Source organism: Sphingomonas sp. MJ1 (PH-R8), from assembly GCF_048058635.1.
Lineage (GTDB): Bacteria > Pseudomonadota > Alphaproteobacteria > Sphingomonadales > Sphingomonadaceae > Sphingomonas.
The window spans coordinates 1-25736 of record NZ_JBBEFX010000013.1 but is presented as its reverse complement, the minus strand read 5'-3'; the positions used below and the strand labels follow the sequence as shown (position 1 = coordinate 25736).

Genomic DNA, 25736 nt, shown 5'->3' with positions numbered 1-25736 from the left:
TTAGTGGAGTATCAACATGGATGCTGCTTTACCAGCGACAAGCAGGGCTATCGGACGGGCGATGGCACCGTTTCGGCGGGGCCGGGCCGGTGCGCCGGCTCCGCCGAAACGGAAGGTCAGTCGATCCGGCGGGCGGACAGGATGCGGACGGGATCGGCGATCATCTCGCCCTTGAAGTGGCCGCCTTCGCTCACCGGCGCGTTCAGGATGCGGTGGACGACCTCCATCCCCTCGACCACCCGGCCGAAGGCCGCGTAGCCCAGATTGTCGCCTTCGCGGCTGGGGTCGGCGTCGAGCGAGGGCTGCGCGCCCACGCTGATGGTGAAGTCGCCCTGCGCGGTGCCGGGCGCCAGGCGCGCGATGGAGATCGCGCCGTCGACATGGCGCACGCCCGTCTGGGTGGTCGGCTCATGCTTGATCGGTGGCAGCACCCGCTTGGGGGCGTTCTGCACGCCGAACTGGACGAAGCCGAAGGTCGGGGTGACCCGCACCGTGCGGTAGAAGACCGTGCCGTCCAGCCGCTTCTCGTCGACGTAGCGCAGGAAATTGGCGGTGGTGATCGGCGCGCGGCTCTTTTCCAGCTCCAGCACGATGCTGCCCTCGCTGGTCTCGACCTTCACGCGCGCCGTTTCGGCGGCGGGAGGTGCTGCGGCGGGCGTCTGGGCAAGGGCGGGCGCGGCGCACAGCGCCGACACGAGCAGGAGCAGGCGTTTCAACATGGGGTACAGCCTATGCGCTCGGCCGCCGCGGCGCCAGCCGGCGCGCGGCTTTGCGCAGCCGGAGCTTTTCTTTGCTGGGACACCGGTGGCCGCATCCCCATGTTGCGGTCGCCCCCGCGGTGCCGTTAATGGCGCGACAGTTTCGAGACGGAAAAGAGATGACCACCCACACCACCCGCATGCTGATCCTCGGCTCCGGCCCGGCCGGGCTCTCCGCCGCCATCTATGGCGCGCGCGCCGGCCTGAACCCGATCGTGGTGCAGGGCATCCAGCCCGGCGGGCAGCTCACCACCACGACGGACGTCGAGAACTACCCCGGCTTCGCGGAGGTGATCCAGGGTCCGTGGCTGATGGAGCAGATGCAGGCCCAGGCCGAGCATGTCGGCACGCGGATGATGTACGACACCATCGTCGAGGTGGACGTGAGCCAGCGGCCGTTCCGCCTGATCGGCGACGGCGGCGACGTCTATGAAGGCGACGTGCTGGTGATCGCGACCGGTGCCCAGGCACGCTGGCTGGGCCTCGAGAGCGAGGAAGCGCTGAAGGGCAAGGGCGTCAGCGCCTGCGCGACCTGCGACGGCTTCTTCTACCGCGGCAAGAAGGTGGCGGTGATCGGCGGCGGCAACACCGCCGTCGAGGAAGCGCTGTACCTCACCAACCATTCGCCCGACGTGACGATCATCCATCGCCGCGACAGCTTCCGCGCCGAAAAGATCCTGCAGGAGCGGCTGTTCGCGCATGACGCGGTGAGCGTGCTCTGGAACAAGAAGGTGGAGCGGTTCATCGACGGCGGTGGCAACGCCGGGCTGGTCGGCATCGAGCTCAAGGACACGGTCACCGGCGAGCTGTCGCAGATCGAGGTCGACGGCGGCTTCGTCGCGATCGGCCATCACCCGGCGACCGAGCTGTTCCGCGGCCACGTCGAGCTGGACGAGGACGGCTATATCGTCGTGGAGAAGGGCTCGACCCGCACCAACGTGCCGGGCGTGTTCGCGTGCGGCGACGTGACCGACAAGGTCTATCGCCAGGCGGTGACGGCCGCCGGCACCGGTTGCATGGCCGCGCTCGATGCCGAGCGCTTCCTGGCCGAGGCGGACTTCGAGAAGATCGCCGAAGCCGCCGAGTAAGCGGCGGGCGCGGGCAGGCTACAGGCCTGCCAGCGCCTCCCGCACCCGCGCGTGCAGCCATTCCGCGTCAGCGGCGCGCGCAAAGCTGTGGCTGGCGGTGTCGTGTTCCCGCACGGGGATGCGGCCCCGCACGGCGTCGAACGCGCGACTGCGCCATGCGTCGTTGCAGGCGATCGCCGTGTTGTCGCGTCGGGCAAGCAGGAGCGTGACCGGGACCTCGCTCTTGGCGAGGCTGGCGGCGACCTGGTCGGCAAGTCCGCGCGACCGCGGGCGAGCGAGCGCGCGCACGCCCCGTGCCAGCTTGCCCATATCGACCTGCCCGCGCAGCAGCCGGAGCCACTGCCTCGGGTCCCGCAGCCGCTCGCCATAGCGCGCGCGGACTGCCGCGGGCGGGGGCGTGTCGCCCTCGCTCTCGACCAGCCACGGATTAGCGAGGAGCAGCGCGTCGATGCCCGCCGCTTGGTGGAACAGGGCCAGGGTGGTCGCGGCATCGCAGTTGCCGAAGCCCAGGATGCGGGTGAGGTCGGGTGCCTCTACGCGGAATGCCGCTGCGGCGGCGGCGAGGTCCGCGCGGCTGTCGGCAAAGCCGCGGTTCTCGCCCGTCGAATCGCCGATGCCGCGCCGGTCGTAGCGGAACACGGGCCACCCGCCGGCCGCGATCCGCTGCGCGAGCAGGGCCATGCCCCGGTGCGCGCCGATCCGCAACTCGTTGCCGCCCGAGACGATGAGTAGCCCGGTGCTGCCCGGCGCCGCGTCCAGCGTCGCGGCAAGCCGCTCGCCAGCGCAGGGGAACTCGATCAGGCGGCGCGCCACGTTCGCACCCAGTCGGCAATGTCGGCGGCAAGTGCTTGCGCGAGCGCCGGATTCGCCTCCGGCTCGGCGCGCCGCCAGGGCGGCGGATAGGGGAGGCGGCGGTGGGCCGCGCGGGCATCGCTCTCCAGCCGGACGATCCTGTCCGGCGTGCCGATGTCCGCCCCGGCGAGCGCATCAAGCAGGCGAAGGCCGATCCGGTTGCCCGCGATCTCGATCGCGGCTCCTGCGTCGCCGTGCTCCTGCGCAGGCAGGAGCCCAGGGTTTCTCTGCTCCGCAAGCCGTTGTTCTGCTTGGCCCTGGATCCCTGCCTGCGCAGGGATACGGTTGTGTCCTGAGGTCGGTTGCGCCTCGCGCGATGCTCCCGCGCCTTCCGGCGTCCCGGCCGAACGCGCGGTGCGGTTCAGCTCGCGCAACAGCTCGGCGCCGGTCTGCGGCGACAGCGACCAGCGCGCCTGAACGTCCGCTTCGCCGTCGACCAGTGCACCGGCTCGGATGCTTGCCGCGAACCGAGGCTGGGGCAGCGTCGCGACGCATGCGGCAAACGCGGTGCGCCAGTCCGCCAGCGTGGCGTCTTCGGTCGCAGCCAGGCTCTCGCCCTGACCCGGCAGGTCCGGGAGCACGCCGCCGATGCCCACATCGGCCAGCCGGCGCAGCACCGACACCATCAGCGTGCGGGTGCGGTTCGCCTCCTCGAAGGGAGGCAGCGCAAGCACTACGACCGGCCCGCTGGCGGGACCGAAGCGAAGCATCGCCTCCGTGCCGCCGGGCCAGTCGTAGCGGTCGATCAATGCACCGCCTTGCCCATGGCGAAGCGGGTCAGCGAGCCGAAGGTCGCCAGCGTATCGCCGTCGATGTCGTCGTCCTCGATCAGGATCCCCAGCCGGTCCTCGATCTCGGTGAGCACGCCTGCGACGGCCATGGAGTCGAGCTCCGGCAGCGCGCCGAACAGCGGCGTCTCCGCATCGAACGCCGCCACCCGCTCGGCCGACAGGCCCAGCACGTCCCGCAGCACGGCCCGCAAGGTGTTCTCGATCTCGTTCGCCTGTTCCGGAACCAAGGGATTTTCCTCTTGCTGATTGGACCCGCTGTTAGTGGGCGCAGGCCCGAAAGCCAAGCTGCGCGCGTGATGCGGGCGTGGCTTTGGCGACGGCATCGGCTATGCGCTCGCCGATGGTTCCGCTCGATCCTGTGCCCCAACCCCTGGACACGCTGCCGTTGCGGGGAAGCCCGGCGGCGCCTGCGCTGGCGGGCAAGGATGGCACGCTCTCCTACGCAGCGCTGGAGGAGGCGGTGGGCCGCCTCGCGCACTGGCTCCACGTGCGGGGGCTGGCGCCTGGCAGTCGCGTCGCCAACTGGCTGCCCAAGTCCCGCGCGGCTTGCCTGATGCCGCTCGCCGCCGCCCGCGCCGGGCTGGTACACGTACCGATCAACCCGGTGCTCAAGCGGGCACAGGTGGCGCATATCCTTGCCGACAGCGGCGCCGCCCTGCTGCTGACCCAGCCGACACGTGCCGGGCTGCTGGAAGCGGGCGACGTCCCGCAGGGTTGCGAAGTCGCCCTGGAGGAGGAGGCGCTAGCCCACGCGGCCGGAGCATTGCCGCCGTCGCGCGCCGACACGGACGCGCTTGTCGCGATCCTCTATACCTCCGGCTCGACCGGGCGGCCCAAGGGGGTGATGCTCAGTCACGCGAACCTTTGGCTCGGCGCGATCTCGGTCGCCCATTATCTTCGCCTCGCGCCCACCGACCGCGTGCTCGGCGTGCTGCCGCTCAGCTTCGACTATGGGCAGAACCAGCTCTTCTCCACCTGGGCGGCGGGCGGCTGCGTGGTGCCGCTCGACTATCTGACCGCACGCGATGTGGTGAAGGCGGTGGAGCGTGAGGGGATCACCAGCCTGGCCGGTGTACCCCCGCTGTGGACGCAGCTGCTGGAGGCGAACTGGCCCGCCGAGACGGCAGCCCGGTTGCGCCGGCTCACCAACTCGGGCGGCGCGCTGACGACGCCGATGGTTCGTGCGCTGCGCCAGAGGTTTCCACAGGCCGATCTCTACCCGATGTACGGCCTGACCGAGGCATTCCGCTCGACCTTCCTCGATCCCGCGCTGGTGGACGGCGCCCCGGACGCGATCGGCCGCGCCATCCCCTTTGCCGAGGTGCTGGTGGTGCGCCCCGACGGCAGCCGGACTCAGCCGGGAGAGCCTGGCGAACTCGTCCACGCCGGCCCGCTGGTGGCGCAGGGCTATTGGCAGGACGCGGAACGTACGGCGCGGCGCTTCCAGCCTGCGCCCGCCTTCGCCGAGTACGGCGGCACCGCCGTCTGGTCCGGCGACACGGTCGTGAAGGGGCAGGACGGCCTGCTTCGCTTCGTCGGCCGCGACGACGAGATGATCAAGAGCGCGGGCAACCGCATCAGCCCCACCGAGGTCGAGGAGGCGGTGCTGTCGGGCGGCGAGGCGGCGGAGGCGGCGGCGTTCGGGGTGCCCGATCCGCGGCTCGGCCAGGCAGTGCTGGTCGTCGCGCGTGCCAACGGCCCGGTCGAGGCGGCAGAGGCAGCGTTGCGCGAGCGCCTGCGTCGCGAGCTTCCCGCCTTTCAGCAGCCCGCCCACTATCGCTGGCGCGACGCGCTGCCGCGCAACGCCAACGGCAAGCTCGACCGCAGCGGATTGCGCGCCGCCGTGCTCGCCGAGTTCCAGGAGACGCCGCAATGAAGCCGATCGGCCCCATCCCGCCTGCCTTTGCCGGGCAGCAGCGGCTGGCGATCGGCGGCGAGGACGCCGAGGCGCTGGTCGCCCGCGCGGGTGACACGCCGCTGTTCGTCTATGACCTGGGTCTCGTCGCGGAGCGGGTGGACGTGCTGCGAAGGGCGCTGCCGGCCGCCGTCGGCATCCACTATGCGATCAAGGCGAACCCGCATCCCGAACTGCTTGCCGGCATCGCGCCGCTGGTCGACGGGCTCGACGTCGCCTCGGGCGGGGAACTGGCGCGGGCGCTGGCGGTGAAGCCCGCCGCCGAGATCAGCTTCGCCGGCCCTGGCAAGCGCGACGACGAACTCGCGGCCGCCATCGCGGCCGGCGCCACCCTGAACGCGGAGTCCGAGGGAGAGGTCGCCCGCGCGATCGCGATCGGCGAGCGGCTGGGCATCGCCCCGCGTGTTGCCGTGCGGGTGAACCCGGACTTCGAGCTGCGCGGATCGGGCATGCGGATGGGCGGGCGCGCGTCGCCCTTCGGGGTCGATGCGGCGCGCGTGCCGGCGCTGGTCCGCACCATCCTCGCCTCCGGGGCAGCGTGGCGCGGCTTCCACATCTTTGCCGGCTCCCAGGCGCTCGACACCGCCGCGATCATCGAGACCCAGGCCGCCACCGTGGCGCTCGCTGCCCGGCTGGCCGACGCAGCCGGGGCCGCGCCCCCGCTCGTCAACTTGGGCGGCGGGTTCGGCATTCCCTATTTCGCAGGCGACCTGCCGGTGGACGTGGCGGCGGTCGGCACCGCCCTCGGCGAAGCGCTCGCCACGCGCGCGGCAGTGCTGGCCGACAGCGCGTTTGCGATCGAGCTCGGGCGATGGCTGGTGGGGGAGGCGGGCGTCTACCTCACCCGCGTCATCGACGTGAAGGACAGCGGCGGCGAGCGGTTCGTGATCGTCGACGGCGGGCTGCACCATCAACTCGCCGCCAGCGGCAATTTCGGGACGGTCGTGCGCCGCAACTACCCGCTTGCCGTCGCCGGGCGCGTGGCGGAGCCCGCCATCCAGACCGCCTCCGTCGTGGGCTGCCTGTGTACGCCGCTCGACCGGCTCGCCGACAAGGTCGCTCTGCCCGCGGTCGCCGTGGGCGATCTCATCGCGATCTTCCTGGCCGGGGCCTATGGCGCGACCGCCAGCCCGGCCGCCTTTCTCGGCCATCCGGCGGCGCGCGAGCTGGTGGTCCAGGGGAACCGCCGGACCTGAAGGTCGTTGAGCCGCTTCCGAACGGCCTGGGGGGCTGGAGTGCGGCAGGCGGGCATCAGGAAACTTCCCGATATGGCACGCCGACCCTGGGGAGCCGCCGGTTTCCACCTAACCCTATCTTTACCAGGCCGGGTATAGGGCAGCAACGATCCTGCGCCCTTGGGCGGCGGGTGATGGAGCGAGGGGTTCGATATGCGCGTGCACAGTTTCCCGGCGGTGGCCGGCATCATGGCCATGGCAGCGACGCTGCTGGGCGGATGCGCCGCGACCCGCCCCGAACTGCCGGCCGCGCCCTTCGTCACCGCGCAGGAGACGCCGGGCGAGGATTATGTGATCGGCCCGCTCGACCAGCTCAACGTCTTCGTGTGGCGCAACCCGGAGCTCTCGGCAAAGGTGCAGGTCCGCCCCGATGGCCGCATCACCACGCCCCTCATCAGCGACATGCCGGCCGTCGGCAAGACGCCGGCGATGCTCGCCCAGGACATGAAGCTCGCGCTCGGCGAGTATATCAAGGACCCGCTGGTGTCGGTGATCGTGGAGAATTTCTCCGGCACCTATAGCCAGCAGGTGCGCGTCGTCGGCGCCACCGAGAAGCCGGCATCGCTGCCGTACCGCGCCAACATGACGCTGCTCGACGCGATGATCGCGGTCGGCGGCGTGAACGAGTTCGCGGCCGGCAATCGCGCGCGGCTGGTGCGCTATGACCGGACCACCGGCAAGCAGCAGGAATATGGCCTGCGCATCGCCAGCCTGCTGAAGGACGGCGACACTTCCGCGAACGTGCGGCTGGCGCCGGGGGATGTTATTATCATCCCGGAAACCATGTTCTAAAGGCCGGCTGGTGGAGGGTCTCTTCGACGAACTGCGGGTCGCCGCGCACCTGGTGTGGCTGCGTCGCTGGGTGGCGCTGGGCGTCGCCTGGGCGATCTGCCTGGTCGGCTGGCTTGCCGTGTCGCAGATCCCCAACCGCTACACGTCCACCGCGCGCCTGTCGGTCCAGCTGCGCTCCATCCTGCCCACCAGCACCGCGACGGGCGGCATCCAGGACCAGCAGGCCGAGGACATCGACCGCGTTCGCCAGACGCTCGCCTCCGCCTATAACCTCGAAAAGGTCGTGCGCGGCACCAGCCTGGCGAGCACCGTCGCCAACGACCGCGACGTCAACGATCGCATTGCCATGCTGCAACAGGCGATCCGCATCGTCGCGCAGCAGGACAATCTGTTCGAGATCTCGGCGACGCTGGGCGATCCCCGGCTGGCGCGGGAAGTCGTGCAAAAGATGATCGACCTGTTCGTCGAGGATAATCTGGCGAGCGGGCGCGACGCCACCAGCCAGTCGCTGCGTTTCCTGGACCAGCAGCTGGGCGCGCGCCAGCAGCAGATCGCCCAGGTCGAGGCGAAGCGGCAGGGCTTCCAGGCGCAATTCCTGAACTTGTTGCCGGGCACCGGCTCGCTCGACGAGCGGATGAGCCAGGCGCGCGAGCAGCTGGCGCAGATCGACGGCGAGCTTGCGGCGGCGAACACCAGCCTGTCCGCCGTGAACAACCAGCTTGCCGCCACGGCGGCGACGGTCGCCGGCGACGCGGGAAGCGTCGCGGCCGGCCCGGCGCGTGCACGCGTCGCGGCGATCGAGGGCCAGCTGGCGGAAGGCCGCGGGCGCGGCTGGACGGACCAGCATCCGGACATGATCGCGCTCAACCGCCAGCTTGCCGCCGCACGCGCCGCGGCCCGCAACGAGCCGGTGACGCGCAGCGGCGGATCGGCGGCCCAGACGAACCCGCTTTATTTCCAGCTCCAGTCGATGCGCACCGAACGCGCCGCGCGCGTGGCCGAACTGACGCAGCGCAAGGGGCAGCTGGAGGCACAGCTCGCCGGCATCCAGGCCCGCATGGCCCGCGATCCGGCCGCCGCTGCCCAGCAGGCCCAGCTCGATCAGGACATCGCGGCCATGAAGACGCAGTACGACCAGCTGCTCGCCGACCGCGAGCAGGTCCGCCTGCGCCGCCAGGTCCAGAACGAGACGGATGCGGTCAAGTTCAGCCTGATCGACCCGCCCAGCCAGTCGAGCGTGCCTGCCTCTCCCAACCGCCCGCTGCTGCTCTTCGGCGTGCTGATCGTGGGGCTGGGCGGCGGCGTCGCCAGCGCCTTTGCGCTCGGCAAGCTGCGGTCCGGCTTCTCCACCGCCGCGCGGCTGGAGCGGGCAAGCGGCCTGCCGGTGATCGGCTCGATCGGCGAGATGCTGACGCAGACGCAGCAGCAGCTGCGGCAGCGGCGCCTGAAGCTGTTCACCGGAGCCACCGCGGCGCTGGGCGTGGCCTTTGTCGCGCTGATCGCCGTCGAGTTCCTGATGCGGGAGCTCGCGGCGGCATGAGGGGAGATCCGATCAACGGCGCTCCGCCGCCCCCGCGCCGTCGCGGCTCGCTGCTCGAGCGCGCCGTCGAGCGCTATGGCTTCCAGCCGGGCGCCGGCCTGCGCCCGATGGGCCCGGCACCTGCGCCCGCGGCGACCCCTGCCGAACCCGCTGCCCCCTCGGTTCCCGCTCGCGCACCCGAGCCGATCGACCGGGTGCGGCTGGCGGAGCGCGGCATGCTCGTCCCCGGCGGCCCCGTCACGGCGTTGGCCGAGGAATTCCGCCTGGTGAAGCGCCAGCTGCTGCTCGCCGCGCGCGAGGGCGACGCCGCCCGCTCGCGCAGCGTGCTCGTCTGCTCGGCCCAGCCCGACGAGGGCAAGACCTTCTGCTCGGTCAACCTCGCGCTGTCGCTCGCGGCCGAGCGCGACCTGGAAGTGCTGCTGGTCGACGCCGATTTCGCCAAGCCCGACGTGCCGGACACGCTCGGCATTCCCAGCGGGCCGGGACTGCTCGACGCGCTCGCCGACCCGACAATCGACGTCGAGGGCTGCATCATCCCGACGGACGTGCCGAGCCTGTCGGTGCTGCCGGCCGGCGCCCGCAGCGACAATGATACGGAGCTGCTGGCGAGCGACCGGGCTCATGCCCTGCTCCAGCGGCTGGAGCGGGCGAACCCGCGCCGCTTGATGGTGTTCGATTCGGCGCCGGTCCTCGCGGCGTCCACTGCGACAGCGCTTGCGGAGCATGTCGGCCAGGTGCTGGTCGTGGTGCGCGCGGATCGCACCAGCGAGAGCGATCTGCGCGAGGCGGTGGCGCTGCTCGATGGCTGCGACACGGTGCAACTGCTGTTGAACGCCGTCTCTCTCCAGCCGCGCGGCCGCCGCTTCGGCAGCTATTACGAAGCGGAGGAAGAGGCGTGAACCGAGCCGCATGGCTGGCCGGTGCGGGCCTGTTGGTGCTGACAACAACGGATCCGGCCCAGGCGCAGGGGCGCCGGGTCGAGGTGTCGCCCTATATCGAGGTCGGCCAGGTGCTGTCGGCGGACCTCACCAATGACGATGTGCTCACCTACACCCAGCTGACCGCCGGCGTGGACGCGGTGGTGCAGAGCCGGCGGGTACAGGTGCAGCTGTCCTATCAGTACCAGCGCACCATCGGATGGGGAGACGACGCCCGCGACAGCGACGTCCATTCCGGCCTCGCCCGAGCGAACGCGCAGCTCACCCGCACCATCTCGCTCGAGGCGGGGGCACTCGCGACCCGCACCCGCGCCGGCATCGGCGGCGGCTCGCCCGCCTATCTCGCCGGCTATGACGGCAGCAGCACGCAGGTCTACTCGCTCTACGGCGGGCCGACGCTCTCGACGCGAGCCGGCCCGGTCGCAGTCAACGCCGCCTATCGCCTCGGCTACACCAAGGTGGAGGCGCCCGACCTGTTCCGTGACGAGACCGGTCGCGAACTGGACTTCTACGACGATTCCACCAGCCATCAGCTGACTGGCAGCCTTTCGACCCGGCCGGGCACTTTGCTGCCGGTCGGCCTCACGCTTGCGGGCGGGCTGGTGCGGGAGGACACGAGCCAGCTCGACCAGTTCTACGAGGGCAAGTTCCTGCGCCTCGATGCGCTGATGCCGGTGAGCCGCGAACTGGCGGTGGTCGGCGGCATCGGATGGGAAAAGATCGAGGTCGGCCAGCGCGATCCGCTGCTCGACGCACAGGGCTTCCCCGTCGTCGACGGGAACGGCCGCTATGTGACCGATCCCGATTCTCCGATCCGCCTGGCCTATGATGTCGATGGCGTGATCTGGGACGCGGGCGTCGTCTGGCACCCGAGCCCGCGCTTCCAGCTCGAGGCGCGGATCGGCCAGCGCTACGGCAGCATGATCTACACGGGATCGCTGACGTGGCAGACGGCACCCAATGCCGGTCTCCAGGTCCGGGTTTACGACACGGTCACCACCTTCGGTCAGCAGCTGACCAGCGGCCTCGCATCGCTGCCGACCAGCTTCTACAACGGCGGCGCCGATCCGTTCGGCAACCGCTACAGCGGCTGCGTGTTCAGCGGCGGCACCACGCCCGGCGGCGTCCCGCAGCCCGGCACCTGCCTGACCCCGGTGTTCCAGTCGATCTCCACCGCCGTCTATCGCGCGCGCGGGGTCGACGCCGTCTATGCGGTCAGCCGCGGCAACACGCGGCTGGGGGTAGGGGCGGGCTACAGCAACCGCCACTATTTCCTGCCGGAGGTGCCGGGTGCCGACATCTACCGCAGCAATGACGAGAGCTATTACGCGCAGGCGTTCGCGCAGCGGGCGCTGGATTCGCGTTCGGGGGTCACCGCCGACCTCTATGCCAACTACTTCACCAGCGGGATCGACGGGGCGCTCGACAGCTGGGGCGGCGGCGCCCAGGGCGCCTATTATCGCAACTTCGGCCGGGCCTATGGGACCTTTTCGGCCGGGCTGTACACTTTTGATGTCGAACGGAGCGAAAGCGCCTGGATCGCCCAGGCACTGCTCGCTTTCGGCTACCGCTTCTGAGGAGGCCGGGACGATGTACGACGACTTCTATGGCCTTTCGGGCAAGCCATTCCAGCTCACGCCGGACCCGGCCTTCTGGTTCGACACGGGCACGCATCGCAAGGCGATGGCGTATCTCACCTATGGCCTGAGCGAGGGTGAGGGCTTCATCGTCATCACGGGCGAACCGGGCGCGGGCAAGACCACGCTCTTGGGCCACGTCCTTTCCACCATCGATCCCGCGCGCCTGAACGTCATCCGGCTGGTGACGACCCAGCTGGAGCCGGAGGACCTGTTGCAGGTCATCGCATCGGGCCTGGGCACCGATCCGGCGGGTCTTTCCAAAGCGCAGCTGCTGTCCGCGATCGAGCGCGGCCTCCATGCGGTCGCGCGCGCCGGCCGCCGGACCCTGCTGGTGGTGGACGAGGCGCAGTCGCTGCCGCTCTCCGCGATCGAAGAGCTGCGGATGCTGTCGAACTTCCAGGCCGGCGGCCACGCGCTGCTCCAGATCTTCCTGCTCGGGCAGCCCGAGTTCCGCGAGCGCCTGCAGGGCTCCGGCCGCGTCGAGCAGCTGCGCCAGCGCGTGATCGCGATGCACCATCTCGATCCGATGGAGGCGCATGAGGTCGAGCCCTACATCGTTCACCGCCTGTCGCTGGTCGGCTGGAACGGCCGGCCGGACTTCACGCCCGAGGCGATCGAGGCGCTGCATCGCTGGTCGGGCGGCGTGCCGCGCCGGCTGAACCTGTTGATGAGCCGCGTGCTCCTGATGGGCGGCGTCGAGGAGATCGAGCGCTTCGACGCGGCCGAGATCGACGCCGTCGGCGCGGAACTGGCCGACGATGTGGGCCATTCGGAAGAGGCGGAGGAGCATGTGCCCGCCGCTGCGCCACCGCCCGACGCCGCCCGCCCGGCGCGCGGCGTGCTCCACGCCGTGCCGTCGCCGGGAAGCGCGCAGACCGCAGAGCTTGCGGCCCTCAACGATCGCATCGCCAAGCTGGAGGCGCGCCTCGCCGATCAGGACGAGACCCTGCGCCGCGTGCTGATGCTGCTGGTCGATTGGGTGGAGGGCGAGGAGCGCCGGCCCAACATCGACCGGCTGCGCGGCAACGCCGCCTGAGCCGCCGCCCATGCGCAACGCCATGTCGGTCGATGTCGAGGACTGGTTCCAGGTCGGCGCCTTTGAAACGGTGATCGCCCGCGAAGACTGGCCGCGCCTGGAAAGCCGGGTCGAGGCGAACACCGATCGGGTGCTGGCGCTGTTTGCAGAGACGAACACGACCGCGACCTTCTTCACGCTCGGCTGGGTGGCGGAGCGTGCCCCCGGCTTGATCCGCCGCATCGCCGAGGCGGGGCATGAGGTCGCCAGCCACGGCTGGGATCACCAACGCGTCTTCACCTTCACCCCCGACCAGTTCCGCGCCGATGTCGCGCGCGCGCGCACCGCGCTGGAGGATGCGGGCGGCGTCGCCGTCACCGGCTATCGCGCCCCCAGCTTCTCGATCGACGCGCGCACCCCCTGGGCGCACGCGGTGCTGGCGGAGACGGGGCATCGCTATTCGTCGAGCGTCGCCCCGGTCCGCCACGACCATTATGGCTGGCCGGACGCACCGCCGCATCCCTTTCGCCCGCTTGCCGGCAGCGACCTGATCGAATGGCCGATCACGACCGCGCGCGTGCTCGGGCGGCAGGTGCCGGCGGGCGGCGGCTTCTTCCGGCTGCTGCCGGGCGCCATCACCGAACGCGCGGTGGCGCAGGCAAATGCCGGGGAGGGACGCCCCGCCATGTTCTATTTCCACCCGTGGGAGATCGATGCCGGCCAGCCGCGGGTGGCCGGTGCGCCGATGCGCTCGCGCGTGCGCCATTACGCCCGCCTGGGCGCGATGGAGGGCAAGCTGCGCCGGCTGCTGCGCCGGCACCGCTGGGGGCGTGCCGACGCGATCGTGGCCGCGGAGGCGCAGCGCGCGTGACGCAACTCGTCGCGGGAGTGACCGTCCGCACCGCCCGGCTGGACGATGCGGCCGAGCGCGCGCGCATCGCCGGCTTCGTCGCCGAGCAGCCGGGGGGCACGCCCTTTCACCTGCCGGCCTGGGGCATGGCGACGGCGCGGGCGACCGGCCAGCGCTTCGCGATGCTGGTGGCGGAGCGCGGCGACACGCTGGCGGCGATCCTGCCGCTCACCACCGTGCGATCGCGCCTGTTCGGCACCGCGCTGGTCTCGACCGGCTTCGGCGTCGCGGGCGGTCCGCTCGGTGAGGATGCAGCGGCGCAGGCCGTCCTGATCGGGCAGGCGCTGGCGATCGCGGACGCGCAGGGCGCCCCGACCATCGAGTTGCGCGGCGGCCCGGCGCCGCGCGGAGCCGGCTGGACGCTGGACGAGGGCCGCTATCTCGGCTTCGTCCGTCCGATCGCCGCGGACGATGCGGCCGAACTCGCCGCCATCCCGCGCAAGCAGCGCGCCGAGGTGCGTAAGGCGCTCGCCACCGGCTTCGAGGTCGCAACCGGGCGAAGTCGCCGAGACCTGGCCGAGCATTTCGCCGTCTACGGCGAGTCCGTCCGCAACCTGGGCACGCCGGTCTTCCCGCCGGGGCTGTTCCGCGAAGTCCTCGATGCCTTCGGGCCGGAGGGCGCCGATATCCTGACCGTGCGCCATGAGGGGAGCCCGGTCGCGAGCGTGCTCAGCCTCTATTGGCGCGGCACCGTCTATCCCTATTGGGGCGGCGGGACGCGCGCTGCCCGCGCGCTGCGCGCCAACGACGCCATGTATTTCGCCCTGATGCGGCACGCCCGCGATCGCGGTTGCACTGCCTTCGACTTCGGCCGGTCCAAGGCCGGCACCGGGCCGGCTGCGTTCAAGAAGAACTGGGGCTTCACGCCCCAACCGCTCGCGTATGCGACCTGGACCCGCGACGGCGCCGCGCCCCGCGACGCCAGTCCGCTCAACCCGAAATATCGGCTGATGATCGCCGCCTGGCAGCGGCTGCCGCTCGCGGTCGCCAACCGGGTCGGCCCCTGGATCGCGCGCGGGCTCGGCTGATGGGATCGATCCTGTTCCTGGCGCACCGGGTGCCGTTTCCGCCCGATCGCGGCGACAAGATCCGCGGCTGGCACGTGCTCCGGCATCTCGCGCGCAGCCACCGGGTCCATCTCTGCGCCTTTGCCGACGACCGCCGCGATCTCGAGCCGCGTCCCGAACTCGTGGAGGCGACCGCCAGCCGCGCGATCCTGTGGCGCGGCAAGGGGCGGGCGCGCGCCGTTGCCGAGGCGCTGGCGACCCGCCGCCCATTCTCGCTCACCGCCTTCGACGCTTCCGCAATGCGAGCGGCGGTAGAAGAGGTACTGGCACGCGAGCCGATCGAGGCGATCTACGTCTTCTCGGGCCAGATGGCGCAATATTTGCCCGCAGATACGAACGCGCGGGTGGTGATGGATTTTGTCGACATGGATTCCGCCAAGTTCGCCCAATATGCCGGTGAGGCGGCGGGGCCGATGCACTGGCTGCTCGCACGCGAGGCTCGGCTGCTCCAGGCGTTCGAGGCCAAGGTCGCCGCACGCGCCGACGCCAGCCTGTTCGTCAGCGAGGCCGAAGCCGCGCTGTTCCGCAAGGCGACGGGTGCGCCGCGCGTGCGGGCGATTGGCAACGGCATCGACACGGCCTTCTACGATCCGGCTGTGGTTCAGCCCGTTTCCGAAACCGCGCCCCTGATCGTCTTCACCGGCCAGATGGACTATCGCCCCAACGTGGATGCAGTCACCTGGTTCGCAGAAGCCGTGCTGCCCAAAGTCCGGGAACGCCATCCAAGCGCACGCTTCGCGATCGTCGGGCGCGCGCCGACGCCGGCGGTCCGCGCCCTGGCCGAGCAGCCCGACGTGCTGGTGACCGGCGAGGTGCCGGACGTGCGCGGTTGGCTGGCTGCGGCAAGCGTGGTGGTCGCGCCGCTCCGCATCGCCCGCGGTGTCCAGAACAAGGTGCTCGAAGCAATGGCCATGGCGCGTCCGGTGGTCGCCTCACCGGAAGCTGCGGAGGGGATCGACCACGTCGGCTGCCTTTCCGTGGCGCGTGCGCCGGCAGACTTCGCGAACGCCGTCTCGGCATTGCTCGCCGACCCCGCCCAGGCGTCCAACATCGGTGCCCGGGCACGCACGCAGGTGCAGCGCCGCTATGGTTGGGACGCGCAGCTGGCACCGCTCGATGCGCTGCTGGAGCGGCAGGCGGCATGAGCGGGACGATCGCCTCGCCGCCGCTCGCCGCCGGCCTCGGCTCGCGCTGGCTCACCTCGCTGGCCTGCCTCGCCGGCACCTGGGCCGCGTTGCTGCTGATCTTCCGCCGCGACGTCGCGCACATGCTGGGCATCTGGTGGAACTCCACCACCTACGGCCATTGCCTGTTCGTGCCGCCGATTCTCGCATGGCTCGTGTGGCAGCGGCGGCGGGAACTGGCGCAGCTGCATCCCCAGGCGTGGGGACCCGGGTTGCTGGCGGTGGCGGTCGGCGCCTTCGTCTGGCTCGTCGGCGATGCGGCGGCCGTCGCGCTGTTCCGCCACGCCGGGCTGGTGACGATGCTCGCCGGTGCGGTGGTGGCACTGCTCGGCCCCAATGTCGCGCGCGGGCTCGCCTTTCCGCTCGGCTACATGGCGTTCCTGGTGCCGTTCGGCGACTTCCTGGAAATGCCGCTCCAGGCGCTGACCGTCCGCCAGACCATGGGGCTGCTCCACCTGCTCAACGTGCCCGCCGTCGTGGATGGCGTGCTGATCACCATCCCGAACGGCTATTTCGAAGTGGCGGAGGCCTGTTCGGGCACGAAGTTCGTGATCGCGATGGCCGCCTATGGCGTGCTGGTCGCCAACGTCTGCTATGTCCGCTGGCAGCGGCGGGCGGCGTTCCTGGCGATGGCGCTGGTCGTGCCAGTGCTGGCGAACGGCGTGCGTGCGGCCGGCACCATTTATGCCGCGCACCTGACATCGGTGGAGGCGGCCACCGGCTTCGACCACATCGTCTACGGCTGGGTGTTCTTCGCGCTGGTGATGGCGGCGGTGATGGCAATCGGCTGGCGCTGGTTCGATCGCGATCCCGACGAACCCTGGTTCGATCCCGCAACGCTGCAGGCGCCGGTCACCCGGACGCTGCGCCTGCCGCTCGCAACCGGGCTGGTGCTCGCGATCGCGCTGCTGTTCGCCGGCTGGGGCTGGGCCAGCGAGGGCAGGACGGCGCCGTTGCCCGCACGCTCGGTCTTGCCGGCGGTGCCCGGCTGGCGCCAGGTGGCAGCCGCCGACGGACCGGCTTGGGCGCCCAATTATCCGGGAGCCGATCGCCTGCTGCTCGGCCGCTATGTCGACGCACGGGGACGCAGGGTGGACCTGGCGGTGGCGGTCTATGCGGGCCAGCGAGAGGGCAAGGAACTGGTCGGCTTCGGCCAGGGCGCCATCCGCGAGAACGATCGCTGGGTGCGGGTCGAGGACCTGCCGCCGCTCGCCGGCAGCAGCGGCGTGCGCATGACCGCGCCGGGCCCGGTCGAGCGCCAGACCTTCACCTGGTACCGGCTGGGCGACGTCACCACCGGCAGCCCCCGCCGCGTCAAGCTGGAGACGCTCAAGGGGAAGCTGCTCGGCGGCTCGCCGCTTGCCGTCGCCGTGCTGGTGTCGGCGCATGGCGGCGGCCCGGCGGCACGCGCGGCGGCCGAAGACTTCGTTGCCGCAGCAGGGCCGATCGACCGGCTGGCCGCCTCCGTCGCGGGGAGTGCGCGCTGATGTGCGGGATCGCCGGCCTCTATTATCCCGCGCTTCCCAAGCCGATCGAGCCCGCGCGGATCACGGCCATGACCAACGCGCTCGCGCATCGCGGGCCGGACGGGTCGGGCATCTGGACGGCACCGGGCGTAGGGCTTGGCCACCGGCGCCTTTCCATCATCGACGTGGCGGGCAGCCCGCAGCCGATGGCGACGCCCGGCAAAAGCCACGTCGTCGTCTTCAATGGCGAGATCTACAACTACCGCGAGGTGCGCGCCGAACTCATGGATCTTGGCGCCCACTTCACCACCGATGGCGATACCGAGGTCCTGCTCCACGGCTGGCGCGCCTGGGGGCCGGGGCTGTTGTCGCGGCTGAACGGCATGTTCGCCTTCGCGCTCTACGATGCGGAGGCGCGCAGCCTGTTCCTGGCCCGCGACCGGCTGGGTGTGAAGCCGCTCCACTATGTAGAGCTGTCGGACGGCGCGGTCGCCTTCGCGTCCGAACTCAAGGGGCTGCTCGCCCATCCGCTGGTCCGTCGCGCGCCCGATCTGGGCGCGATCGAGGATTACATGGCGCTCGGCTATGTTCCCGACGACGCGAGCATCGTCGCGGGCGTGCGCAAGCTGCCCGCCGGCCATTTCCTGCTGCTGGAGCGCGGCCGGCCGGTGCCGGAGCCGGTGCGCTGGTGGGACGTGGATTTCTCGCAGCGCGCCAAGGGCTCGACCCGCGACCTGACGGCGGAGCTGGTGCACCACCTGCGCGAGGCCGTGCGCTCCCGCATGGTCGCCGACGTGCCGCTCGGCGCCTTCCTCTCCGGCGGCGTCGACAGTCCGGCAGTGGTGGCGCTGATGGCGGAGGCCAGCCGCCAGCCGGTCAAGACCTGCACCATCGGCTTCGAGGAGGCCGATCACGACGAGCGGGCCCATGCCGATCTGGTCGCGCGCCGCTTCGCCACCGAGCACCGCACCCGCGCCGTCGCCTCGGACGACTTCGGCCTGATCGACACGCTGGTCGATGCGTTCGACGAGCCCTTCGCCGACGCTTCGGCGCTCGCCACCTACCAGGTCTGCGCACTGGCGCGGGAGACGGTCGCGGTGGCGCTGTCCGGCGACGGCGCGGACGAGGCGTTCGCCGGCTACCGCCGCTATCGCTTCCACGCGGCTGAGGAGCGGGTGCGCGGGATGCTTCCGGCGCAGTGGCGTTCGCGCCTCTTCGGTGGCCTCGGCGCGGCCTACCCCAAGGCCGATTGGGCGCCCCGGCCGCTGCGCGCCAAGACGACGCTGCTGGCGCTCGCCGACGATGGTGCGAGCGCCTACGCGCGGGCGGTCGGGGTCACCACACCGTCAACGCGGGACCGGCTCTACACGGGGGCGACCCGCAACGCGCTCGGCGGCTATCGCGGCGAGCAGCGCTATGTCGCGACGATGCGCGGAGCCCCGGCGCGCGACGCGCTGGACGCCGCCCAATATGCCGACATCCAGCACTGGCTGCCGGGCGACATCCTCACCAAGGTCGATCGCACCAGCATGGCGGTAAGCCTGGAGGCGCGCGAGCCGCTGCTCGATCATCGGCTGGTGGCGTTCGCGGCCACGCTGCCGCCGGCGCTTCGGCTGCGCGGCGGGCAGGGCAAGTGGCTGATGAAGAAGGCGCTCGAACCCTGGTTGCCGAAGGAGATCCTCTATCGGCCCAAGATGGGGTTCGTGACCCCGGTCAGCGCCTGGTTCCGCGACGCGCTCGCGGCCGAGGCGGCGACGCTTGCGCGCTCACCGGTGCTGGCGAACTGGTTCGAGCCGGCCGCGGTCGAGCGGCTCGCCGCCGATCATCGCGCCGGCCGGGCGGAGCATGGCCGCACCCTGTGGCAGCTCGTCATGCTCGACCGATCGATGCGCCGCCTGTTCGGCTGAGGGGCAGGGCGGCCGCAGCCGCCCCACCGCTTACTTCGCGCGGCGCTTACGGGCGAAGGCGAGTGCTGCCGCGCCGCCGCCCAGCAGCAGCATGGTGGCCGGCTCCGGCACCGGTGCCGGCGTGCCGCCCGACGAGCCAGTGCCGCCGGTGGAGCTGTGGCCACCGGTCGAGCCGGTGTTGCCGCCGCTGGAACCCGTGTGGCCGCCGCTGGAACCACCCCACCACCACCAACCGGTGGCCGATGCCGGGGTGCTTGCGGTAGCGATCAGCGCCACGCAGATCATGGTCGAACGCTTCATCTCGATTCCCTTGTCGTTTCCGGCGGAATACCAGCGACGGAGAAATCGAGTAAACGAACGGTTTACGCTGCGGACGGTGCGGCTGTGCCAGCGTGGGACCCAGACCCACGCACACTTCAGCTGAGGTGTGGCTGCATCCAAAGGTCGAACAATCGGAGCCAGCCGCGCCCGGGCGCTGTTTCCGGCAAGTGCTTCGCGCCGAAGCCGTGCCCGCCCTTTTCAAAGAAATGCACCTCCACCGGCACCTTGGCGGCGCGGGCGGCGGCGAGCACGTCCAGGCTCTGCTCCAGCGGCACCAGCGGGTCGTCGATGGCGTGGACCAGGAACAGGGGCGGGGTCGCGCCCGTGATGCGCGGCGGCGTGTCGTAGCGGCGGCGGGTCGCCTCGTCGGGGTTCGGCCCGAGCAGGTTGCTCGCCGAGCCGCTGTGAGTCCCCGGCCTGGAGAGGCTGGTCACGGGATAGACGAGGCCGGAGTAGGCCGGGCGAGCGGACTGGCGGTCGGCCGCATCCACCGGCGTGTAGATCCGGTCGTCATGGCCCACGGTCAGCGATGCGGCCAGGTGCCCGCCCGCCGAAAAGCCGAGCACGCCGAGCTTGGCGGGGTCGATGCCATAGCGCCCGGCATTGGCGCGGATCAGCCGCATCGCGCGCTGCGCGTCCTGCAGCGGCACGTCCGCGCGGTTCGCCCAGCCGTCCCCCGGCAGGCGATAGCTCAGCACGAACACGGTGATCCCCAGCGGGTTGAGCACGCTGGCGACGTCGATCCCTTCGTTCTCCAGTGAGACGAAGCCATAGCCGCCGCCCGGGATCGACAGCACCGCCCGGCCATCCGGGCGCTCGGGACGGTACACCGCGACGATCGAATCGGCGGTGCCCCGCATCCACAGTTCCGGTTGCGCCGGGTTGCCGCTCATCTCGGGCCTGGGGGTGGGGAGCTTGGCCGGCGCCCCGGGTGCCTTCCCCGGCCACAGCCGGAAATGCTCCGCCGGCGGCCACGGCGTCATGCCCGTGCGGGTCTGTGCCTGCGCGCCCTGGCTGGCGGCGGCGGCGACCGGCAGCGCGAGTGCGGTGCCGAGCAGCGTGCGGCGGTCGATCGTCATGGTGCCTCTCCCTGTCTTTGGAACGACAGGTACCGCGACGAGGCCCAAAGAAAAACCCGCCCGAGACATGCCCGGGCGGGTTCGTTCCTTCCAGTCGGACAGGCTTACTTGCCGCCGAACAGCTTGGCCCAGCCGCGCTTCGCACGGTTCTTCCAGTGGCCACGGTGATAGGCGTCGGACGCCAGCAGCGGCATGACCGAGCCCGCTTCCGCGAACACCATCTGTTCGATGCCGGTGTTGACCTTGCCCCAGCTCGCCGCCTCCTGGAGGGTCGAGGACGAGCAGGCGCCGTCGCGCACGTCGGCGACGGTGATCTGCACCGCGTACTTGTGCACTTCGACGTCGTCATGGCCCAGGATCTCGGCGCAGACGACCGTGTCCTGGATGAAGTTCTTCGGCACGCCGCCGCCGATCATCAGCAGGCCGGTGGTGCCGGCTGCGATCTTGATGTCGGTCAGCTCGCGGAAGTCCGCGATCGAGTCGATGGTGAGGTAGGGCTTGCCCGCCTTCATCGCGTCGACCTGGTGCTTCACGAGACCGAAGCCCGCCGAGCTATCGGTGAACGCCGGGCAGAAGATCGGCACGTCATGCTCGTAGGCGAGCTTGACGAGGCTGTTCTCCTTCTTGCCGTGCTCGACGAGATACTTGCCCATCTCGCGGATGAACGCGCGCGAGCTGTAGGCGCGGGGCTCCAGCGTCTCGGCGATCTCGAAGATCGTGTGGTCGACGTTCTGGAGGTCTTCCTCGTCGATGTAGGTGTCGTAGATGCGGTCGATGTAGAGCGAGCGCAGCGTGTCGTCGTCGGGGATCTCCAGCGCCTGATAGTGCTTGTGGCCGAGGCCCTCGAAGAAATCCATGTCGACGATGGTGGCGCCGGTGGCGACGATGCCGTCCACCATGTTGTTGCGCACCAGCTCGGCATAGAGGTCCATGCAGCCGGCGGCCGAGGTCGAGCCCGCGATCACCAGGAAGATCGAGCAGTTCGGGTCTTCCAGCATCTGGTTGTAGATGCCGGTCGCGCGCGCCAGGTCGCGGCTGGTGAAGCTCATCTTCTGCATCGAATCGATGATCGGACGCGCGTCGAAGCTCTTGATGTCGATGTGCTCGACGACGGACGAGAGCAGCTCAGCCTTGCGCTTGTCGTTGATCTTGGTGTCGGTCATGATGTTCCCAATAGTCAGGACCGGCGTCGTTCAAGGGGACGCACGAAACCCGTCAAGGGCGGCGGAGGCCGTCAGCGCCCGCCGCCCATATAGGTAGGCCTTGCGGCCGTTAAAGCTTGATGACGTTCGAGCGCTTCGCGCGTTCGGCCGCTTCCAGCGCGACGTAGAGCGAGGCCATCGGCTCGTCGGTGACGATCACCGTCTCTTCCGAACCGAAGCCGTTGAACGCCGTCCGCATCGCACAGCCATAGGCGCCGAGCATGCCGATCTCGACATAGTCGCCCGCCCGGATGTCCGCCGGCAGCTCGAACGGACCCGCCATGTGATCCATGTCGTCGCAGGTCGGCCCGTAGAAGCTGAAGCCCACGTCCTTGGCGTCCGACTCCGGCTCGCGCAGCAGCTGCACCGGAAAGCGCCAGCCGATGTGCGCCGCATCGAACAACGCGCCATAGGCACCGTCGTTGATGTAGAGCTCGGCCCCGCGGCGCTTCTCCACGCGCACCACCAGCGAGCTGTACTCGGCGCACAGCGCGCGGCCCGGCTCGGCCCACAGCTCGGCCGAATAGGACACCGGCAGGCTTTCGAACGCGCGGTGGATCGTCTCGAAATAGCGCTCCAGCGGCGGCGGCTCCATGCCCGGGTAGGTCGACGGGAAACCGCCGCCCACGTCGATCACGTCCACCGTCACGGCTGCCTCGACGATGGCGGCGCGCACGCGCTCCATCGCATTGGCATAGGCTTCCGGGCTCATCGCCTGGCTGCCGACGTGGAAGCAGATGCCGAGCGCATCGGCCGCCTGGCGTGCCGCGAACAGCAGTTCCTTCGCCTCGTGCGGGGCCGCGCCGAACTTCGACGCGAGGCTCAGCTTCGAGTGATCCGACGACACGCGCAGCCGGACGCACAGCGTCAGGTCCTCGGCGCCGCGGGTCGCACGGACGATCTTCTCCAGCTCCTCGGTCGTGTCGAGCGAGAAGACGCGCACGCCGTGGGTGAAATACGCCTCGGCGATCGCTTCCTCGGCCTTGACCGGGTGCATGAAGCACAGGGTCGCGTCCGGAAGCGTGCGCGAGACGAGCCGCACCTCGGCGATCGAGGCGACGTCGAAATGCGTGATGCCGCTGTCCCACAGGATCTGCAGCAGATCCGGCGACGGGTTCGCCTTCACCGCATACATCGACCGGCCCGGAAACTTCTCGACGAAGAATCGGGCGGCCCGACGCGCGGCGTGCGGACGGACGAGCGTTACCGGCTGGACCGGGGCACGCTGGGCGATGTCGACGCCGCGGACGACGTCAGAGTGGGCGATTGCTAGCCCCAGCGCGCTATGGTGTTCGGCCAATTCAAGGGACCTCCAACGGGGTAGTTCGACACAAGAGCTGCCTTGCGGTTGGAAGTCCCATGGGGCAGCGGATGGCGCACATAGGGTCGGTGAACCGGCGTGTAAAGCGCCTGACTCGCATCACGGCCGCTGCGGAGACGAAATGTGACGGTCGTGCGACAGCCCACACGCGCCGGAGTGCGGGACGCGGCTGCAAAGATTGCCCAAATCCTTCCCCCGACACCGCTTTTCGTGGCCGAAATCCGCGGGCAACGGGTCGCGTTCAAGGCCGAATCGCTCCAGCCGATCGGTGCGTTCAAGGTCCGTGGCGCCTGGCATCGCCTGACCGCGCTCGACGAAGCGGCCCGCGCGCGGGGCGTCGTCGCCTTCTCGTCGGGGAATCACGCGCAGGGCGTGGCCTGGGCGGCGCGGCGGCTGCGGATGCCGGCCACGATCGTCATGCCGGCCGACGCGCCGGAGGTGAAGCGAGAGGCGACGCTGGCACTCGGCGCCGAGGTGGTGCGCTACGACCGCCGCACCGAAAGCCGCGAGCGGATCGCGGGCGAACTCGCCGCCGCGCGCGGCGCGACGCTGGTGCCGAGCTTCGACGATCCCTGGGTGATCGAGGGGCAGGGGAGCGCCGGCATCGAGGCCGCGCAGCAGATGGACGCACAGGCCCTGGGATCCGTGCGCCACGTCGTGACGCCCTGTGGCGGCGGCGGCCTGGCCGCCGGCCTCGCGCTTGCCCTGCCGGACGCCGAGCTGACGGTGGTCGAGCCGGATGGCTGGGACGACATGCGGGCGTCGCTGGAGGCCGGCTGGATCGAACCGGTCGCGCCGGACGCGCCGGACACCGCGTGCGACGCGCTCCAGACGCAGCGGGTGTCGCCGCTCACCTTCGAGGTGATCGCACGCCGGGGCGCGACCGGCGTCGCCGTCAGCGAGGCCGAGATCCGCCACGCCCAGCGCTGGGCCGCGCGCCAGCTCCGCCTGGTGGTGGAGCCCGGCGGCGCGGTTGGGCTTGCGGCGCTGCTCGCCGGCAAGGTGACACCGGCGGACGGCATGCTGGTGCTGCTGTCGGGCGGGAACGTCGACCCGCACGCCTATGCGGCGGTGCTGGCGGAAGGAGACTAGGGCGTGAACCCATCCACGACCGCTTCTAGGTCGAGCACTGAACGACCGATTATGGGTGGGGAGCGGACGCGCCGATGTTCGCCGCGCAATCCTATTCATTGTGTCCGACATGCTGCCTCAAAAGAGACGCGCCGCTCACGAATCCCACAATTGGCACAATGATGAAGATCAGGAAGAGTAACCCGTTAATAAGAACATTAGAGAAAGACATTCTCGTAAGATCGATTGGATGAACGCTCATTTCCCAAACATACATGTTTACTGTGGAAACTGTGAATGTTAGAGTCGTAATTATCCTTATCGGCTGCCAAGACAAGACGCTTGCGAGCAAGACAAAGCTGGAAAAGCCACAGATAAAATTTACGATATTGTCGTAGATTGCTATTTCTCCGCTTAAATATGCTAAGCCGTAGATGATCAGCTGAAGAAGCGCCAGCGACGCGCAGATTACGTAGCTACCGTAAAAAAGCTTGGTCATTACGGCATAAGAGCGAAGCCGAGCGAGGTCCGCAATGGGGCGTTTGCCGCCAGTCCGCTTTTGGGGTCCGGTTTCGCCGCGGCGAACTGCGAGGAGTGGTGCAAAGCGGAGTGGTCGCTCTGCGCAACAGACGAAAGAAGACGGTAGCGGGCTAAACCGCGTTCGGATCGCGGGGGATCGGCAGGCCGTTCACAACTGCGCGTAGTCTGCGGTTTCGGGCTGCATTCTTCCGTGGATCACATCCGAGATCGGCAACGTAGATACGATCAAGGCCGACTCCGATCCAGCGGATCGAGATCATGCCCGCGTCGGTGACGTACGGAGCATCTGCCGGGCAAGTTTCAGATAAGAACCGCTTAGACGTTCCATCCGTCGGGCCAGAAGCGGACTTGAACATTTCGAGACGTTTCAGAAACCGTGCGTAGGCTACAGGACTGAACTCAAAAGATTTTGGCTTTGGCCTTCGGTCGCGATGTTGGCGACAGGCTCGTCACTGCCCTTTGCGTCTAACGTCACGGTCAGGCCAGGAGCCTGAACCTCAACCCTGCTGACCTGCGCTGTCATTCTGTCTGACTCGCAACCGGCGACCAGCATGGCCACAAAGCAGAGGATCACTGACCGCATCCGAGAAGTATGCGGATGTGGCGGAACGTCTGCAACTGGGCGTTAGCGGTTGTTCCCGTCGAAGTCGTCACGACTTGTCGCGGCCTGTTCGTCGATACTCAAACCGCATTTCGGGCAGGGATCTATCACCCATGGGTAGAAGACCGCCCCGCGCTGGTTGATAAACCCGTGGTGACATGGGCGTCGTCGGATGGAGCGGATCAGTAGCACTAACGAGATGCATGAGGTGGCGACCCAGATGAACCGCCAAGGCATCGGCAACGCCGGGGACCAGGCCCCGGTCGCGCATACGATGCTGTAGAACATCATCTTCAACGAAGAACTGGTCGAACGTTGCATCAGGCGCCCACTTTGCTGGGTGCGTCGTCCAATCGGCGTGGTGGCGTCGGCGAGCCAATTTTGCGCCTTAGCGCCGGTACCTCCTTGTGCAACGCGGAACGTCTGTACTGAAGCGAGGCGTCGCAGGGCACAAATATCCGCAAGTGGGCGTTTCCAGACGGTCGACTCGATGAGTCCACGAC

General features: G+C 69.8%; 24 protein-coding genes. 14 read left to right on the top strand and 10 right to left on the bottom strand.

Going from position 1 to position 25736, the window contains the following annotated elements; genetic code table 11:
• Window positions 1-116: 116 nt before the first annotated feature.
• A complete protein-coding gene (locus VPH46_RS11820) occupies window positions 117-719 on the bottom strand; it encodes a peptidylprolyl isomerase (RefSeq protein ID WP_416611441.1) in 603 nt (200 codons plus the stop codon).
• Between the two features lie 158 nt (window positions 720-877).
• Between VPH46_RS11820 and trxB the strand changes: the two genes are divergently transcribed.
• Window positions 878-1846: a thioredoxin-disulfide reductase gene (gene trxB / locus VPH46_RS11815; protein ID WP_416611439.1), complete on the top strand. Its 969-nt coding sequence runs from the start codon at window positions 878-880 to the stop codon at window positions 1844-1846.
• A gap of 18 nt (window positions 1847-1864) precedes the next feature.
• Here trxB and VPH46_RS11810 read toward each other — a convergent pair whose 3' ends face one another.
• Genes VPH46_RS11810 through VPH46_RS11800 form a run of 3 tightly spaced genes read right to left on the bottom strand, consistent with a single transcriptional unit; the run spans window position 1865 to window position 3716 of the window.
• Complete coding sequence (locus VPH46_RS11810) at window positions 1865-2659, bottom strand: hydrolase 1, exosortase A system-associated (protein WP_416611437.1); 795 nt, start codon at window positions 2657-2659, stop codon at window positions 1865-1867.
• The gene (locus VPH46_RS11805) at window positions 2644-3447 is read right to left on the bottom strand and encodes a hypothetical protein (RefSeq protein ID WP_416611435.1); all 804 of its coding nucleotides are present in this window, start codon (window positions 3445-3447) and stop codon (window positions 2644-2646) included. The genes VPH46_RS11810 and VPH46_RS11805 overlap by 16 nt, the downstream gene beginning before the upstream one ends.
• Window positions 3444-3716: an acyl carrier protein gene (locus tag VPH46_RS11800; protein WP_416611434.1), complete on the bottom strand. Its 273-nt coding sequence runs from the start codon at window positions 3714-3716 to the stop codon at window positions 3444-3446. Before VPH46_RS11800 ends, VPH46_RS11805 begins: the two co-directional genes overlap by 4 nt.
• 113 nt (window positions 3717-3829) lie before the next feature.
• On the opposite strand from VPH46_RS11800, the gene VPH46_RS11795 reads away from it, so the two are divergent.
• The 12 genes from VPH46_RS11795 (at window position 3830) to VPH46_RS11740 (ending at window position 19098) form a co-directional block, all read left to right on the top strand.
• Window positions 3830-5365 carry an acyl-CoA ligase (AMP-forming), exosortase A system-associated gene (locus VPH46_RS11795; protein WP_416611432.1) on the top strand — a complete coding sequence of 512 codons (1536 nt, stop codon included), beginning with the start codon at window positions 3830-3832 and terminating at the stop codon, window positions 5363-5365.
• The gene (locus tag VPH46_RS11790) at window positions 5362-6600 is read left to right on the top strand and encodes a pyridoxal-dependent decarboxylase, exosortase A system-associated (protein WP_416611430.1); all 1239 of its coding nucleotides are present in this window, start codon (window positions 5362-5364) and stop codon (window positions 6598-6600) included. The genes VPH46_RS11795 and VPH46_RS11790 overlap by 4 nt, the downstream gene beginning before the upstream one ends.
• A gap of 192 nt (window positions 6601-6792) precedes the next feature.
• Window positions 6793-7431 (top strand): XrtA/PEP-CTERM system exopolysaccharide export protein, encoded by a 639-nt coding sequence (locus VPH46_RS11785; RefSeq protein WP_129340693.1) that lies wholly within the window; start codon window positions 6793-6795, stop codon window positions 7429-7431.
• Between the two features lie 10 nt (window positions 7432-7441).
• Window positions 7442-8971, top strand: coding sequence for an XrtA system polysaccharide chain length determinant (locus tag VPH46_RS11780; protein WP_416611428.1), 1530 nt, complete (start codon window positions 7442-7444; stop codon window positions 8969-8971).
• The gene (locus tag VPH46_RS11775) at window positions 8968-9870 is read left to right on the top strand and encodes an AAA family ATPase (protein WP_416611426.1); all 903 of its coding nucleotides are present in this window, start codon (window positions 8968-8970) and stop codon (window positions 9868-9870) included. Before VPH46_RS11780 ends, VPH46_RS11775 begins: the two co-directional genes overlap by 4 nt.
• A complete protein-coding gene (locus VPH46_RS11770; RefSeq protein ID WP_416611424.1) occupies window positions 9867-11486 on the top strand; it encodes a hypothetical protein in 1620 nt (539 codons plus the stop codon). The genes VPH46_RS11775 and VPH46_RS11770 overlap by 4 nt, the downstream gene beginning before the upstream one ends.
• A gap of 13 nt (window positions 11487-11499) precedes the next feature.
• Window positions 11500-12585 carry an AAA family ATPase gene (locus VPH46_RS11765; protein WP_416611422.1) on the top strand — a complete coding sequence of 362 codons (1086 nt, stop codon included), beginning with the start codon at window positions 11500-11502 and terminating at the stop codon, window positions 12583-12585.
• Between the two features lie 10 nt (window positions 12586-12595).
• On the top strand, window positions 12596-13435 hold the full coding sequence (locus tag VPH46_RS11760; protein ID WP_416611420.1) for an XrtA system polysaccharide deacetylase: 840 nt from the start codon (window positions 12596-12598) through the stop codon (window positions 13433-13435).
• A complete protein-coding gene (locus tag VPH46_RS11755; protein WP_416611418.1) occupies window positions 13432-14502 on the top strand; it encodes a FemAB family XrtA/PEP-CTERM system-associated protein in 1071 nt (356 codons plus the stop codon). Before VPH46_RS11760 ends, VPH46_RS11755 begins: the two co-directional genes overlap by 4 nt.
• Window positions 14502-15686 carry a TIGR03087 family PEP-CTERM/XrtA system glycosyltransferase gene (locus tag VPH46_RS11750; protein ID WP_416611416.1) on the top strand — a complete coding sequence of 395 codons (1185 nt, stop codon included), beginning with the start codon at window positions 14502-14504 and terminating at the stop codon, window positions 15684-15686. Before VPH46_RS11755 ends, VPH46_RS11750 begins: the two co-directional genes overlap by 1 nt.
• Window positions 15683-17212, top strand: a complete 1530-nt coding sequence (gene xrtA / locus VPH46_RS11745; protein ID WP_416611414.1) for an exosortase A — start codon at window positions 15683-15685, stop codon at window positions 17210-17212. Before VPH46_RS11750 ends, xrtA begins: the two co-directional genes overlap by 4 nt.
• Entirely contained in the window at window positions 17212-19098 is a 1887-nt protein-coding gene (locus tag VPH46_RS11740) for an XrtA/PEP-CTERM system amidotransferase (RefSeq protein WP_416611413.1), read from the top strand. The genes xrtA and VPH46_RS11740 overlap by 1 nt, the downstream gene beginning before the upstream one ends.
• Before the next feature lie 30 nt (window positions 19099-19128).
• Here VPH46_RS11740 and VPH46_RS11735 read toward each other — a convergent pair whose 3' ends face one another.
• The 4 genes from VPH46_RS11735 to VPH46_RS11720 form a co-directional block, all read right to left on the bottom strand.
• Window positions 19129-19398, bottom strand: a complete 270-nt coding sequence (locus VPH46_RS11735) for a PEP-CTERM sorting domain-containing protein (protein ID WP_416611411.1) — start codon at window positions 19396-19398, stop codon at window positions 19129-19131.
• A 116-nt stretch (window positions 19399-19514) separates the two neighbouring features.
• Window positions 19515-20498: an alpha/beta hydrolase gene (locus tag VPH46_RS11730; RefSeq protein WP_416611409.1), complete on the bottom strand. Its 984-nt coding sequence runs from the start codon at window positions 20496-20498 to the stop codon at window positions 19515-19517.
• Between the two features lie 104 nt (window positions 20499-20602).
• Entirely contained in the window at window positions 20603-21661 is a 1059-nt protein-coding gene (locus VPH46_RS11725) for a 1,9-bis(guanidino)-5-aza-nonane synthase (protein WP_132881861.1), read from the bottom strand.
• Between the two features lie 109 nt (window positions 21662-21770).
• Entirely contained in the window at window positions 21771-23000 is a 1230-nt protein-coding gene (locus tag VPH46_RS11720; protein ID WP_125960379.1) for a type III PLP-dependent enzyme, read from the bottom strand.
• A gap of 177 nt (window positions 23001-23177) precedes the next feature.
• On the opposite strand from VPH46_RS11720, the gene VPH46_RS11715 reads away from it, so the two are divergent.
• On the top strand, window positions 23178-24113 hold the full coding sequence (locus VPH46_RS11715; RefSeq protein WP_416611540.1) for a threonine ammonia-lyase: 936 nt from the start codon (window positions 23178-23180) through the stop codon (window positions 24111-24113).
• A gap of 91 nt (window positions 24114-24204) precedes the next feature.
• Here VPH46_RS11715 and VPH46_RS11710 read toward each other — a convergent pair whose 3' ends face one another.
• Both VPH46_RS11710 and VPH46_RS11705 read right to left on the bottom strand, forming a co-directional pair.
• Window positions 24205-24591, bottom strand: coding sequence for a hypothetical protein (locus tag VPH46_RS11710; RefSeq protein WP_416611406.1), 387 nt, complete (start codon window positions 24589-24591; stop codon window positions 24205-24207).
• A 666-nt stretch (window positions 24592-25257) separates the two neighbouring features.
• A partial coding sequence (locus tag VPH46_RS11705) for a hypothetical protein (RefSeq protein ID WP_416611404.1) occupies window positions 25258-25736 on the bottom strand: 479 nt, incomplete at its 5' end.

Coding starts and splice junctions, on each gene's coding strand:
- VPH46_RS11820 (WP_416611441.1), bottom strand. CDS start 719: ATGTTGAAACGCCTGCTCCTGCTCGTGTCGGCGCTGTGCGCCGCGCCC.
- trxB (WP_416611439.1), top strand. CDS start 878: ATGACCACCCACACCACCCGCATGCTGATCCTCGGCTCCGGCCCGGCC.
- VPH46_RS11795 (WP_416611432.1), top strand. CDS start 3,830: ATGGTTCCGCTCGATCCTGTGCCCCAACCCCTGGACACGCTGCCGTTG.
- VPH46_RS11790 (WP_416611430.1), top strand. CDS start 5,362: ATGAAGCCGATCGGCCCCATCCCGCCTGCCTTTGCCGGGCAGCAGCGG.
- VPH46_RS11785 (WP_129340693.1), top strand. CDS start 6,793: ATGCGCGTGCACAGTTTCCCGGCGGTGGCCGGCATCATGGCCATGGCA.
- VPH46_RS11775 (WP_416611426.1), top strand. CDS start 8,968: ATGAGGGGAGATCCGATCAACGGCGCTCCGCCGCCCCCGCGCCGTCGC.
- VPH46_RS11765 (WP_416611422.1), top strand. CDS start 11,500: ATGTACGACGACTTCTATGGCCTTTCGGGCAAGCCATTCCAGCTCACG.
- VPH46_RS11760 (WP_416611420.1), top strand. CDS start 12,596: ATGCGCAACGCCATGTCGGTCGATGTCGAGGACTGGTTCCAGGTCGGC.
- VPH46_RS11750 (WP_416611416.1), top strand. CDS start 14,502: ATGGGATCGATCCTGTTCCTGGCGCACCGGGTGCCGTTTCCGCCCGAT.
- xrtA (WP_416611414.1), top strand. CDS start 15,683: ATGAGCGGGACGATCGCCTCGCCGCCGCTCGCCGCCGGCCTCGGCTCG.
- VPH46_RS11740 (WP_416611413.1), top strand. CDS start 17,212: ATGTGCGGGATCGCCGGCCTCTATTATCCCGCGCTTCCCAAGCCGATC.
- VPH46_RS11735 (WP_416611411.1), bottom strand. CDS start 19,398: ATGAAGCGTTCGACCATGATCTGCGTGGCGCTGATCGCTACCGCAAGC.
- VPH46_RS11730 (WP_416611409.1), bottom strand. CDS start 20,498: ATGACGATCGACCGCCGCACGCTGCTCGGCACCGCACTCGCGCTGCCG.
- VPH46_RS11725 (WP_132881861.1), bottom strand. CDS start 21,661: ATGACCGACACCAAGATCAACGACAAGCGCAAGGCTGAGCTGCTCTCG.
- VPH46_RS11710 (WP_416611406.1), bottom strand. CDS start 24,591: ATGACCAAGCTTTTTTACGGTAGCTACGTAATCTGCGCGTCGCTGGCG.